The 13584-nt window shown below is 58.8% G+C and carries 12 protein-coding genes; 3 read left to right on the forward strand and 9 right to left on the reverse strand.

All coding sequences use genetic code 11. The features are described 5' to 3' along the window. The first annotated feature begins 44 nt into the window (after window positions 1–44). Window positions 45–1097 (forward strand): phytanoyl-CoA dioxygenase family protein, encoded by a 1053-nt coding sequence (locus ACR0AC_RS11525; RefSeq protein WP_480873474.1) that lies wholly within the window; start codon window positions 45–47, stop codon window positions 1095–1097. A 54-nt stretch (window positions 1098–1151) separates the two neighbouring features. Here the strand turns inward: ACR0AC_RS11525 and ACR0AC_RS11530 are convergent, their stop codons facing one another. Further along, entirely contained in the window at window positions 1152–2228 is a 1077-nt protein-coding gene (locus ACR0AC_RS11530; RefSeq protein ID WP_480873476.1) for a sulfotransferase family protein, read from the reverse strand. Window positions 2229–2589: 361 nt separating this feature from the next. Between ACR0AC_RS11530 and ACR0AC_RS11535 the strand changes: the two genes are divergently transcribed. Further along, window positions 2590–3345: a sulfotransferase family protein gene (locus ACR0AC_RS11535; protein ID WP_480873478.1), complete on the forward strand. Its 756-nt coding sequence runs from the start codon at window positions 2590–2592 to the stop codon at window positions 3343–3345. Window positions 3346–3404: 59 nt separating this feature from the next. On the opposite strand, the gene ACR0AC_RS11540 is transcribed toward ACR0AC_RS11535, so the two are convergent. Further along, a complete protein-coding gene (locus ACR0AC_RS11540) occupies window positions 3405–4322 on the reverse strand; it encodes a LysR family transcriptional regulator (protein ID WP_480873480.1) in 918 nt (305 codons plus the stop codon). An 85-nt stretch (window positions 4323–4407) separates the two neighbouring features. Between ACR0AC_RS11540 and ACR0AC_RS11545 the strand changes: the two genes are divergently transcribed. Then, window positions 4408–5055, forward strand: a complete 648-nt coding sequence (locus ACR0AC_RS11545; RefSeq protein ID WP_480873482.1) for a class I SAM-dependent methyltransferase — start codon at window positions 4408–4410, stop codon at window positions 5053–5055. Window positions 5056–5140: 85 nt separating this feature from the next. Here ACR0AC_RS11545 and ACR0AC_RS11550 read toward each other — a convergent pair whose 3' ends face one another. The 7 genes from ACR0AC_RS11550 to ACR0AC_RS11580 are packed head-to-tail and all read right to left on the reverse strand — an operon-like array spanning window position 5141 to window position 13556. Next, window positions 5141–6043: an FAD:protein FMN transferase gene (locus tag ACR0AC_RS11550; RefSeq protein WP_480873484.1), complete on the reverse strand. Its 903-nt coding sequence runs from the start codon at window positions 6041–6043 to the stop codon at window positions 5141–5143. Then, window positions 6040–6555 (reverse strand): nitrous oxide reductase accessory protein NosL, encoded by a 516-nt coding sequence (locus ACR0AC_RS11555; RefSeq protein ID WP_480873485.1) that lies wholly within the window; start codon window positions 6553–6555, stop codon window positions 6040–6042. Before ACR0AC_RS11555 ends, ACR0AC_RS11550 begins: the two co-directional genes overlap by 4 nt. After that, window positions 6552–7373, reverse strand: a complete 822-nt coding sequence (locus ACR0AC_RS11560; protein ID WP_480873487.1) for an ABC transporter permease — start codon at window positions 7371–7373, stop codon at window positions 6552–6554. The genes ACR0AC_RS11555 and ACR0AC_RS11560 overlap by 4 nt, the downstream gene beginning before the upstream one ends. Beyond that, on the reverse strand, window positions 7370–8263 hold the full coding sequence (locus tag ACR0AC_RS11565) for an ABC transporter ATP-binding protein (RefSeq protein ID WP_480873489.1): 894 nt from the start codon (window positions 8261–8263) through the stop codon (window positions 7370–7372). Before ACR0AC_RS11565 ends, ACR0AC_RS11560 begins: the two co-directional genes overlap by 4 nt. Next, the gene (locus tag ACR0AC_RS11570) at window positions 8253–9509 is read right to left on the reverse strand and encodes a nitrous oxide reductase family maturation protein NosD (protein WP_480873491.1); all 1257 of its coding nucleotides are present in this window, start codon (window positions 9507–9509) and stop codon (window positions 8253–8255) included. The genes ACR0AC_RS11565 and ACR0AC_RS11570 overlap by 11 nt, the downstream gene beginning before the upstream one ends. 1 nt (window position 9510) lies before the next feature. Further along, window positions 9511–11418, reverse strand: a complete 1908-nt coding sequence (nosZ, locus tag ACR0AC_RS11575; protein WP_480873493.1) for a TAT-dependent nitrous-oxide reductase — start codon at window positions 11416–11418, stop codon at window positions 9511–9513. Window positions 11419–11432: 14 nt separating this feature from the next. Further along, a complete protein-coding gene (locus ACR0AC_RS11580; protein WP_480873615.1) occupies window positions 11433–13556 on the reverse strand; it encodes a 4Fe-4S binding protein in 2124 nt (707 codons plus the stop codon). Window positions 13557–13584 lie beyond the last annotated feature (28 nt).

Below are 13584 nucleotides of genomic sequence, written 5' to 3' on the forward strand. Positions count from 1 at the left end.
TAAATTTACCAACACAACCACACGAATCACGGGATCGCGCATTTATGACACAGGTACCATCGCCCTTACACGGGGCCGTTCTGAACGATGAGCTGGTTGCGAAGGTTTCGAAGGCAGCCGGGGTTTTTCGCAAGGACGGTCAGATCGGCGACTTGGTGCGCCTGCGCGATTCAAGGGTGATGGCAGGTAAAAGCGTGCACACCGATCTGAACACCTCGTGGATGCGAGGCAGGCCCGTGGCGCCCGAAAACCTGTTCGATTTGGGCCCGCATGGAATACCGGAAGTCGATATTCATGAGCTGACAAGCGATGCTGTCATCAGCGCGATGCATCACTACGGCGCGATAATCGTCAGGAACTTTTTTGAACCGGCTCGGGCGTTGCGATTCCAAAAAGACATTGATGAGGTCATGGACTCGGCCAAAGCATTTGCAGAAGCCACACAGGACGGTGGGCCTGACGATCGCAGCACGACCCAGAAATCTTACTTCATGCCTCTGACCAAGGAAGCCGGGTTAGACAGAGAAACGGCGCATGTATTCCTGAATGACAGTGGTTCGATCGAGACATTTCTGTCTCCGCTCGTTTCGCACAATTTGTTCGACAGTTTTGAACGCGTCGGGTTGCGGGAAATTTTACAGCGTTACTTTCAGGACGAGCCATGCGTTTCCTACCAGAAATGCGTGCTGCGCCGGGCCACGCCACTAAAGCATAAGGCTGAATGGCATCAGGATGGAGCGTTCATGAACAAGAACATTCAAAGCCTGAATGTCTGGGTCGCTTTGACAGATTGCGGCGAAGGCACTGAAAGTCCAGGGATGGATTTGATTCCGAAGCGACTGACTAAGGTTTTGAAGCCGGGCACGAATGGCGCGATTTTCAACTGGTCGATCTCAGGCGCAACGGTCGCCGAAACCTTTCCTGACATCAAACCGGTCAGACCATATTTTGGCGCAGGTGATGCGCTGTTTTTTGACCACTTCAACCTTCACGCAACATCGTCGGACCCGGGTTACACGCAGCCGCGATATGCCATCGAAACATGGTTTTTTTCCAAGTCGCACTGCGCGACGAACCAGACGCCGGTGTATTGGTAACCGGCATCTTCCGAAGCGTATTGGGGCGGCTTGTCAACGGGTGCGAAGCGGCCGCTAGGCCTTACCAACGCGCTTTTTGAGAGACTTTCTGATCTTGCGTAACCGATCCCGAAGAGATCGTCGATTCACCTTGATCGAAGATGCAACCACTTTCGTCAGCGGTTGTTCCAGTTGCTCGCGCAGTAGCTTTACCTGCTCTGTCTTCAGGTCCAGCGCGGCGGTCAACGACGCGACGCGACGGTTCAACTCGCTGCATTCCCGGTCGTAATTGCCAACGATGAAGTTCAGCATCGGTGATGCTTCATCAAGCTCTTGCCGGACACGGGCAATTGTCGCCAGCGCTGTGGGTGCATTCGGGTCGTGTTTAAGCAACCGCAGTGCCTCGTAGACATCGCTGGTCCATCCGTGGGTCAGATCGTTGTGAATGACATCTTCGGGCGTGCGGGTGTGGTTGCGCAGGGAGGTGCTTAGAAATTCATCAATTTCCGGGACAACTGTCTGCAGATCGTTTGGATAGGAAAGTTGCGAATGTTCTGCCGCCATCGTCAGGGTTGTGACCGGGTCCGAGATACAGTCTTCATATGCAATAAAGGCGCGCTGCATCCCATCCGTGTCAGACACCGCATCCAACATATATCTCAGCCAAAGCAGACAAGCATTGGTTTCCGAAAGCGCGTTGCGCTTGACCAAAGACGCGATGACCTCCAGCGGGTTGCGAACCGTTATCACGGCGGTCATTGGAACCTGATTTTCCAACGCTGCGCGGTAATGAGGCACCAGCCTGCAAATCCTGGGTTCTTTCAGAACGACAGGCTGACCCGCAGGAAACTCATCGGCGAGCAGTGCCCTGATATCTTGTTCGAAATTCTGACGGTCTTCCGCGCTGACCGTTTTCAGCTTGCCAGGACTCCAGTCCGCCCATGTCAGGTCAGCACCGTTCAGATAACGGTCGTTCAATCTGGCGACGGGCTGGCTTTCCCAATGTCCGCGTCTGTTCGATGCATTTCCTTTGATCAGTGTTTTCGGCAATGCATATCCCAAGAGGTTGAGCACCCTGGTCACAGAGGAACTGCCGCTGCGATGCATACCTAGAACCAGTACAATATGTGAAGGAAGCGGTGCGTCGGTCATTCTGAGTAAACTCGCTTGAGATTCTGAGCTTCGTTGGGGTGGATGCGTCGGCCCGACAGGGTTACCTTGATACCTGAATTGAGGAAATAGGGTGCCATGCTTGGTTATTTTGCCGTCCGGGACTGCTTCCGAATTTTGGTCGGTACTGATCTGAGCACATCGGTCTCGAAAATACCGGCTGACCTTAATCATCAAAGGTAAACCAAATCAAGCGGTGGATGATGTTACGGCGCTGGCCGTATCACAACGTAATTTGATCCTGTTGCTTTGGTTGCTTTTGCCTCTGGGCCTACAGATAACGCAGACGTAGAACAGTTGTGAAACCGTCCTGCCTTCGCCTTCAGCAAAAAGTGGAGTTCTTTTGAAAAGTTCATCAACGCGGTTGCCAAACCTTCTTTTAGTCGGTGTTCAAAAGTCAGGCTCGACCTGGATGCATGAAGTGCTGTCTTCGTCACGGCATATATTCGGGTCCGCCAAGAAAGAGGTGAATTTCTGGGGGCGGGCCGACTGCGCTTCGCGGCTTGATGAATACCGCGCGCATTTTCCCGTCTGCGAAAAGCCCGGTGCCGCATATTATCTTGAAAGCACACCACATTATTTTCAGGCACCCAATGTCTTTGTGGATATTGCCAGTCAGATGAAAGGTGCTGTCCCGGACGTGCGCCCAGTGGTTATTCTACGCAATCCAATTGATCGCTACCGGTCGGCCTTCACGCATCACATTCACAAGGGTCGGCTGGACTACACACCTGAAATCGATCTGATGACAGATGACCACATTATGCTGTCAATTGGTTTGTACGGACGTATCCTAAGTCATTGGAAAACGGTGTTTCCTGAAATAATAGTTTGCCGCTATGATGATCTGAAAGATAACCCGGCTGCCGCGATCAGGCATCTTTTTTCCGAGCTGAAGATCCCATGTGACATCTCGCCCGACACGCTTTCCGATCCGATTCACACAAGTGCGCACAAGGTCAAAAAGTCCGGCTGGCCCGCGCCACCGCGTCTTACACCCGGGCTGCACAACAGGCTTGTGGATTTTTATCGCGAAGACATTCTGACCCTGCAAAGCCTTGTGCATTTTGACGTAACAAGTTGGCTAAAGACGGCCTAGAAACGGCGTCGTCCTTGAGGGATGTCGTACGCGTTTCTCAGAACCGTCAATAGTTTCAATCACACCTTCCTACCTGCCTTGCCGCCGAGTTGCTCGGCAAGCAGGTCAAAGACAAACCGGATGCGTCGTGCGGTGTGCAATTCGGAATGCGTGGCCAGCCAGATTGGAAAAGTGAAGGGGTCCCGATCAGGAAGTACGCGTTCAACTCCGGGCGTCATGGCGGCGACGTCGTCTGACATGACACTCACGCCCAGCCCCTGACGCACCAGTTCCCAGGACACAACACCGGTTTTTGACCCCATCTGAAAGTTCTTTTCGGTAACCGGAACCCCGGCCGGATTGAGGAAGCCGATCATTGTGCGCACTTCGCCGAACCCGACGAAGTCCAGCTTGGCAAGTTCTGCTTCGGTTTTGGGCCGACCCACCTGATCCAGGTAGGAAGGCGCTGCATAGAAATGCGCTGTCGCCTCGGCCACCAGTTTCGCGATCAGGTCCGGCTGCGTTGGGCGTACATGTCGGATCGCAATGTCGGCCTCGCGTCGCTGTATGTCGCGCAGGTCATTCGCGGCGACCACATCGATCTGCAGCCGCGGCGCGAGTTTGCGTATCTGTTTGAGGATAGGCGGAAGCTGGTAGGCGGACATGACGTCCGAGGCGGTAATCCTGACCTGACCTTCGATGGTTTTCGACTGGCTTGTTGCCGTTATCGAAATCCGGTTTGCCACATCGGCCATCTCTCGCACGTGCACCAGCAATTCTTCACCCGCGCTGGTCAGGTTCAGCGTTTTTCCGACCCGTTCGAACAGGGTGACGCCAAGGGAATGCTCAAGCGCTGCTACCTGACGGCCCACGGTGGGTTGGGTTTGTTCAAGCACGCGCGCCGCCGCCGAGAAAGACCCCATTTCAGCCGTCGCCAGAAATGAGCGCACCTGGTTCCAATCAAAATTGATCGCCGTCCAGTTCATGCAATAATGCATAACACTTCTGCAATTCGAGGCAATTCCATATATCTGTGTTTAAGTTTAGCAGGCGCAAAACACCCATTTACGAAAGAGACGCATTATGGCCGCACGAACCACAGATGCCGCATTCTGGAGCAGGATATCCCGAAAATACGCATCCGATCCAATTCGGAACATGGACGGGTATCTTAAGACGCTGGAACGCACGAAATCCTACCTGAAACCCGATGACACCGTGCTTGAGATCGGCTGCGGCACCGGGTCGACGGCGCTGTTGCTCGCCCCTCATGTCGCCCACATAACCGCCACGGATGTGGCACCGGGAATGATCGAGATCGCCGGGGAAAAGCTTGAACGCGAACGCTTGCAAAACGTCACATTCCAAGTGGCCGAGGTTCTTGATCATCCCTCGGACCATGCGACATATGACGCGGTTCTGGCGCACAACCTGCTTCACCTGCTGCCGGATCTGGACGCGGCGCTTGAGCATATTTCGTCACTGATAGAACCCGGCGGTCTTTTCGTTTCCAAAACGGTCTGCGCGCCAAGTGGTGGCGGGTTCAAATACGCGATGATCCGACGCGTCGCAATTCCGTTGATGCAGGCCGTCGGAAAAGCGCCGTTTGTAGAGTTCTTGCCAGTGGCGACCCTTGAACAAAAGATGGCCGCCGCGGGGTTTGAGGTAATCGAGACGGCAGATCAATTCGGAACATTGCCAAGCCGCTATATCGTCGCGCGAAAGCGCTGATTGCGTTGCGGCTTTCAACTTCAAGGCGCAGCCGACTAGGTGGACCACGGCGCTGTTCTGTTAGGGATGTGTTAAGCCCATCAAATCAAATCTGCATCTCTAGCCTTGCGCCCGGAAACTGCGACAGAACCGGGTCGATCATGTTTTTGGGAAGCGCGCACAATGCCGTCGATAATCCGTCGGCCAGCGCAGCACTGGGCGCGGACACCGAAATGGCGCGGTGAACCAAACCTTCGCCCGTTGGGTTCAGGATATGCCCGTGCCCCCCGGACAGCGCCATTGTCGAAGGGGCCGAGGTTGCTACGGCGCGGTCCTGCAGACCGATTTGGCGGTGCACGCGACCTTCCGGACCCGCCAGCCCGACTTGCCATGGGCGGCTATCGCCGCGTTGCCCCTCGGCGCGGATTTCGCCCATGTTGACCAGAACATCCCGTAGACCGAATGATTTCAAAAGGTTGGTCACGCGATCCGTAACTTCCCCTTGCGCCACGCCGTTCAATGTCAGCGCGGAAAGACCGGGGGAAGGCAATTGTATCTCTGTCGCATTGACCGAGACCTTGTGCCAGCCAATCGCCCGCCAAGCAGCCTCGCGCGTGGATGCGTCTGCGTTGTTGGCCAAGGCCACCCACAGCGGTTGAACGGTGGGGTCAAATGCGCCGCCGGACGCAGTGTGCAGGGCCGTACATAAGCCGAGCAATTGCAGCATCTCGGGCGATGGGGCCGACAGGCGCCCGTCCTTGTTCAGACGGCACAGCTCCGACTCAGGGCGGTACAGGCTGAAGATATTTTCAAGCCGGGCGACTTCGGCGGTGACAGCGTCGAAGATGGGGGCGGCGTCGGCCTTGTCCAGCCCATTCAGGCGCATGCTGGCCTGCGCCCCCATTGCTATGCCGCGCCATTCGGCGAAGCGATCGGTCGCAGCCTTTGCCGGAAACGCGGCGCAAGCGGCTGAGATGGTCAGAAAGCGGCGACGGGTCAGGGTGGTCATGCGGGTGTCTCCAGCGCGAGGTCCAGATCGACAGGCCCCAGAACTTCGGTGTCAGGAATGTCAGACAGCGGGAGCGCAGTACCGCCATATTCTGCAATAAAGCCCTCGGCCGCGGCGGGATCGCCAAAGGGCACCACTTCGCGCGCGCCCATGCCGCCGGCGACGTTGGCCCCGACCACAAAGCTGGCACCCTCGGCGTCGATCCAGTTGGAAATTCCGGGTTGCCGCCAGCTGGGTGCGACGCTCATGTCGCTGACATAGACGGCGGTGATTCTGGCGTCCCGTTCCGGGCTTTTGAGATAGGCCACCATGTCGCGTACCTGGGCAAAGAACAGCGGTGTGGGGTAGCCTTCCAGATGGATCTGCCCCTTGGGGCCGCCATGTTCGGCGACGTTCATCTGGCAGAAAAAGCTCAGCGCGTCCGGGGTCAGATCGACCGGGTCGGGGGCCTCGGCCACCTCTTCCTTGCAGGCGGTCAGCGCGATCAGGGCGATCAGGGCAAGGCGTTTCATGGCTCAACCCTCCGGAAGGCAAGGCGGGCGAGGGCGAAGGCGATCACCGGCCAGATCAGCAAAGATGCCGGTGCCGCCCAGACGGGCAACGCCTGCGCGGCCCCGGTCATGCCGGATGCCATGGCGACGCCCTCGGTCGCGGCGATGTTCCACAGTCGGAAAGCGTCGGCCGGGTTGGCTACCATCACCCAGGGAAAGACGGATTGGGTGAAGCTGCCGCCCTTGTCCATGACGACGGCCCCCAACAGGCCCAGATCATAGAGGACGACAAAGACCAGCCAGAGCCCAGCCGACAGACCCGCCGCCGCCGTGGCCCCCTTTGCCAGGGCGGACAGCAGGTATCCCAGCGCCAGAAAGACAGCGCCCAGCAGGATGGAAGTAAGGATCAGGCGCGCCAGAGCCATCAGGCTTTCCGGCCCTGCGCCACCGAAGAAGGCTGCCACCGCGCCTGCGGTGCCAAAGCCGATGGTCATGGCAAAGGCCAATGCGGCCAGATGGGCGGTGAATTTGCCCAACAGGATTTCTCCGCGGCCCGCCGGGTAGGACAGCAGCAGCGACAGGCTGCCGCGGTCCACGTCTCCGGCGATGGCGTCGAAGGAAATCATCAGCGCCAGCAGCGGCGCAAGATACACCGACAGTGTGGTCATCGAGGCGACCGAGACGGTCAGCATATCGACGCCCAGCGTGCCGGTTGGGGCGCTGCCCGCGAAGGTCAGTGCCAGCGCAAACAGCACCATGATCAGCGTGGCGACCAGCAGCCAGCGATTGCGGCGCAGGATCAGCATTTCGGTGCGGGTGATGGCGAGGAAGCGGGTCATTGCAAATCCTCCTGTGCGTAATGGCGATAGAGGTCTTCCAGCTTGGGCGGGGTCATCTCGACATCCGCTACCGCGTCGCCCAGACCGGCGATCCGGCGCAGGGCTTTCATCTTGTCGTCGGGGGTGCAGAGCAGTTCGACCGACGCGCCATTGATCCGATTGCCACCCAGTTCGGCGGCCAAGGCGTCCGGGTTGGTGCTGGCGCGCACCTTCAGGCGGATCGGCAGACCGGCCAGCGCCGACAGGTTGTTCAGTGTGTCGTCGGCCACCATTCGGCCCTTGCGCATGATCGCTATGCGGTCGGTTCGGGCCTCGACCTCGGTCAGGGCGTGGGACGCGATCAGGACGGCGGTGCCTTGCGCGGCCAACTCGTCGATAATGGCATAGAGGTCCTGTCGCGAAATCGGGTCAAGGCCGGAAGTCGGCTCATCCAGCAGCGCCACTTTCGGCTGGCCCAGCAGAACCTGTGCCAGACCCAGACGTTGGCGCATTCCTTTGGAATAGGTGCCGATCCGGCGATCCAGTGCATCGCTGAGGCCAACGCGTTCCAGCAGGCCCGGCACATCCGCCTTCGCGCCCGATAGCTGTGCGAACAAGGTCAGTTGCTCGCGGCCTGTCAGCGCCGGATGAAACGACACCGCCTCGGGCAAATACGCCGTTTCCCGCCGCGCCTGTGCGCTGCCGGGGGTGGCGTTTCCGATCCGGATGGCTCCGCCATGGATCGGCGTCAGGCCGAGGATGGATTTGATCAGTGTCGACTTGCCCGCGCCGTTATGGCCCAGCAGCGCAACGCGCTGACCGGGGGCAAGGGACAGGGTGATATCGTCAAGCACGCGGGTTTTTCCGCGATCCTTGAGAACATGGTCGATTGACAGGGCCTTATCCGTCATGAGGCACCTTTTTCATTGCTGGGGGTTCAGGGGCTTGCATCAATGGGTTGCTGTCCATCACGCCGCCCGGCAACAACGCCGGGAAGGCCGATTGCGACCAGCGCACCAGCTGCACGGCGGGGGAGCCGAGCAGCAATTTGGCTGCGGGTTGGGTCCACAGCACATGGTCCATCGAGTCGTTGGGGCGATAGGGGGCATCGGCAATGCCATTGCCATCAACATCAAAGGCGGCGAAATCGGACCAGTAATTGCCGCGCCCGTCTTCGGACCACTCGACCCATTTGGTCGAGACGTATTTCACCTGGGTCCGGTTGCCGACAAAGGCGTTGCCAAGGATGCGATTGCGCTCGGAACCCGCAGTGAAATGGATGCCGATACCGCAGCCCTGGAACCAGTTGTCGGTGAATTCGTTTTTGTTCGAGTTATACAGGAAGGTGCATTTCTCTTTCGCACCTTTCACCACATTGCCGGTGATGGTGCTTTTGTTGGCGTAGTTCAGCATCACGCCATGTTCACGGTCGCCGATCGAGACATTGTTGGCCACGGTCACATTGGTCGTAAACATCACCGCATAGCCCAGATCGTTGCCGATTGAGACATTGTCACTGACGACCGAGTTGTCGGCATACATATAGTGAACCGCAAAACGCAGGTCGCGAAACAGGTTGCCGGTGAAAGTGTTCTTCTTGGACGAGTTCACAAAGATCCCGTCGCGGCCATAGCGAATATCATTCGATTCAACCCGCGCACCCGGTGCGTTCCAGACATAGACACCATTGCCGCGCGCGTTCATGTGGCGGTCCTGCCGCCCCTCGATCCGGTTGCGGCGCACGATGCTGTCTTTCGCACCATGGATGTCGATGCCGTAGAGATTGCCCAGCAGCACATTGTCCTCGACCACCGGCGCATGGGCCGTCTTGGTCAGTTGGATACCGCTGTCGATATCGTCATGGTCCGAGCCGGACCCGATCACCGTCAGCCCGCGCACGGTCACGCCCGGCCCGGTTACGGTGATGACGCTACCTTCGCCTTGTCCGTCGATGGTGGCCTGTCCCAGCCCATCAATCGTGATGGGCCGGTCCAGAACCAATGTTTCAGTGTAAATACCGGGGCGCAGGCGGAGGGTATCTCCATCCGCCGCCTGCGCCAGTATTTCATTGATGGCCCCCGCCCGGTTGGGCACATCCCAGTCCGCCGCCCAAAGGGGCGAGCCGAGCAGGAGCGGTATGAGCAGGGACCAACGCATTTTATGCACTCCGGGGTTCAACAAACATCCGGCCGCGCATTTCCATGTGCAGCGCGTGGCAGAACCACTGGCAATAGTACCAGTGAACACCCGGACGGTCGGCGATGAACGTGACCGAGGCGGTCGCCTGCGGCCCGATCTCCATCGCGATGCCAAAGTTCGACAGGCACAGCCCGTGGGTCACGTCGTCCACATCATCCAGATTGGTGACATAGATCGTCACCTCGTCGCCCTGCTTGACGGTGAATTTCTCCATGCTGAACACGGGCGCGACCGAAGTCATGTAGACGCGGACCTTGTTGCCATCCCGGATCGGCTCTTCCGCGCCGTAATCCAGATCGACACCATCGGCCTCGGCCTGTTTACGCGCATCTTCCCACATCGGGTCGTTGCGATCCCAGACATTGACCGGGTTCACCTTGGACCGGTGCACAAGGATCGAGTCATGCGGTTCTGCAAAGGTCGGGCCGTCATGAACCACCTTCATCTTGTCGCCCGAGATGTCGATCAACTGCTCGTTCTCCGGCTTCAGCGGACCTACGTTCAGGAAGCGGTCTTTCGAGAACTTGTTCATCGAAATCAGCCACTTGCCATCGGCTTCGGCAGTCTCACCCATCGAGGTCGAGTTGTGGCCCGGCTGATACTGCACGTCCACCTTGTCGAGGATCGGATCAACATCGGCACCTGCATAGGCTTCGATGGCCTTGGCGATGTCCCATTTCACCACCTGGCTGTCCAGGAACAGAGTGGTGTAGGCGTTGCCCTTGCCGTCGAACGCGGTGTGAAGCGGGCCAAGACCCAGCTGCGGTTCGGCCACGATGGCGGAACGCGGATCGGCGTTGTCGGCAAACAGCGCATCGACTTTTTCCACATCAATCACCGAAACGGTCGGCGACAGCTTGCCGTTGATCATGATGTGTTTCTTGTCGGGTGCAGCGTTCACACCGTGTGGCGAGTTCGGGATCGGGATATAGCGGGTCAGGTTGCCGCCGGCCTCTTTCCGGCCATCGACGACCTTGACGCCGTTCAGTTCCTGATAGTTCCCGGCGGCCACAGCCTCTTCGATGCCTTTGAGGTTGAACACGACCACATGGTCCAGCTCATTCTCGGTCATCTCGGCCAGGTTCATGCCCATTTCCGAGTTATAGGACGTCGAGAAGGCATATTTGCCCTGATAGTCGCAATCGGTGTTGTCGAGGTTGCCCGACACCATCACCTGCCAAGCGATTTCCATCGTGTCGCCGTCGATGGCGGTGAAGATGTTCACGTATTGCGACGGATCGTCGAGGATCTGGCCGTCATTGACCAGTGGTGCCTCATGCTCGCCGTTGGCGAAGATGTAGCCGGTGCGTGGGTATTTCTGCGGGCGCAGGCCGTGGATGTCATGCGCGTTCGGGATCTCGATGATCTTGTCGCATTTCATCACGTCACAGCGCACGCGGGCCACACGAGTGTTGGCCTTGTCGTTCATGAATAGATAGCGGCCGTCATAGGTGCCATCGGTGAAGGACATATGTGGGTGGTGCAGGTCGCCGTTGTCATAGGTGACTTTACCGTTTGCGGCCAGATATTCCTTGGTTTCGGGCAGCAGGCCCTCGGTCAGGATTTTCAGCGATTCATTGGTCTGGCCCCAACCGGTGGCCGAGCAGCGGTTGAACACCGGAACGCGCATCAGTTCGCGCATGGACGGCACACCGAGAATACGCAGCTCACCGGTCTGGCCCGAGGACCAGAAGCCGTAATATTCGTCCAGTTCACCCGGTTCCAGATATGCATTCGCAGCAGCACTTGCCTCGCGCGCGGTCATCAGGGTTGAGCCCAGACCGGTCCCGGCAATCACCGCGCCGGTGGCGGTTGCCCCCAGCATTCCACGGCGTGTGATATTCAGTTTCTTATCATGTTCCGACATGATCGTTCCTCCTTTTAGGAAACGGATTGCGGTTTGGCGTTCGGATGGTTCGCCGGTGGTTGTCCGAGGGGGGTCTTGAGGTTGACCGACCCTGTCTTGGCCCGCCGTTTCAACTGGCGGATAACGACGGGACATTTGTCCTCGGACTGGTAGAGCACCTGACAATGCAGGCAGGTGACGCACTCGTTCGGATTGATCTCACCAGTGGGGTGGATCGCCTGAACGGGGCATTCGTTGGCGCAGGTCTGACAGGGGCTGCCGCAATCGGGATAGCGGCGCAGCCAGTCGAACATGCGGATACGGGCGGGGATCGCCAGCGCCCCGCCCAGCGGGCAGAGGTAGCGGCAGTAGAACCGTTCGATGAACAGCCCGATCCCCAGCAGCAGCAGCGCAAAGACGACAAAGGGCCAGTCGCGCATGAATTTCAGGATGATCGCGGTCTTGAACGGCTCGATCTCGGCATATTTCTCGGCCAGCGGGATCGAGACAAAGCTGAGGCCGAAAAGACCAAGGAAGATCATGTATTTCGCAGGCCACAGGCGTTCGTTCAGGCCCCAGGGCAGGGTCCATTGCGGCACCTTCAGCGCACGTGCGATCTTGTTGGTCAGTTCCTGCAACGCGCCGAACGGGCAGAGCCAGCCGCAATAAGCACCCCGGCCCCAGAACAACAGCGCGGCGGCGACGGCGAACCATTGGATAAAGACCAGCGGATCCAGCAGGAAGGCATCCCAGCTGAACCCGGTGCGCAGGCTGCCTGCCAGCGCCATCAGGTTGACCACGCTCAGCTGTGCATTGGCGTACCAGCCGATGAAGAACAGGGTCATAGTCAGGTATCCGATGCGGAACCAGTAGAAGACCCGTGCATTCATGGTCGCGTGGAACTGGAAGAAGAAGGTGGCCGTCAGCACCAGCAGCATGACGCCCAGAACCGCGATTTCGACCGTGCGGTCCTTCCAGATACGCTGCCACAGGGCGGCTTTGGCGGCAGCCTCGCCGGTGGCGTCATCGACCACGACAGGGGTGGCGACCGGCAGCAGATACTGTTCCGGCAGTTTGTAGCCCAGATCGAAGGTCAGAAAGGTCTTTTCAACCGCGCCTACGGCGCGCTGGACCAGCAGTTGCAGGCGGAAGGGTTCAGCCGGGTCAAATTCGGCATCCGCAGGGATTTTGAAGATGTCGAGTTCGGTAAAGCTGGGTGCATCTGGCGCGGCCACTTCACCCAACCGGCGCTGCTGGCGGTCGAAGAACCGCACCGAACTGTCGCCCTGGATCAGTTGAATCCGGTCGAAAATCCCGCCCCGAACATAGCCCGAGCCTTTGAAACTGTACGCTCCGCGCCCCAGCACCAGAATGGCCTGTTCGCCTTCGTCCAGCCAGTTCACAAGGTTCTGGTATTCGGCCTCACCCAGCAGCGATTTGCCGATGGACGGGACCGAGACCAACGCCATGTGCATGTCGATGAAAGTGTCATCCGGTTCGCCCGGTTCGGGGCGTTTGATGGCGCGCTGATCGCCCGTGGCCTCAAACGCCGCGTTGACTTGCCCGATATCCAGCGTCAGCCGCCGAACCGAGCCGTCGCCGGACAGCGTGGTCCAGTCGTAAACCGCATCCTGCGCCATATCGACTTCGCGCTTCGGCCCATCGGCCAGCACGGGGGACAATCCACCCAGACCCAACGCACGGGCCACTTTGATCCCGCCGCGCACAAGGCTGTCGTCGATCACCATGATCGTGACGGTCGCGCCCGAGATGATGTCGAGGTCATGCCCCTCACCCCCGGTCTCGGCCTCAACCTTGAGGTCCAGACCGGCATAGCCTTCGGTCAGCTCAACCATGCGCGAATTTGGGATGCCGATCAGAACGATGGGTTCCGAGTGTTTGACAAGTTTCACACCGTTCAGAACCGCGTCAGTGTCGATGGCGGCGACCACGTGGATGGGCTTGCCGGAATAGCCGGTTGTGCCCACGAAATCGGATGTCAGGAAAGCCCAGGCAACGGTCTCACCGCCCTTCAGAACCGGGGCAACGGGCACGTCATCGCGGACCGGGCCAAAGGCATCGGCACCGGGAACCAGATCGGCAGGCGTGACATCGGGCAGGAAACTGGCAAGGCTGTCGGCATGGGCGCTGATCGCCATCAGGCAGGACAGGGAAAAGGCCAGCAGG

The sequence above is a fragment of the Ruegeria sp. H7 genome (assembly GCF_056532945.1).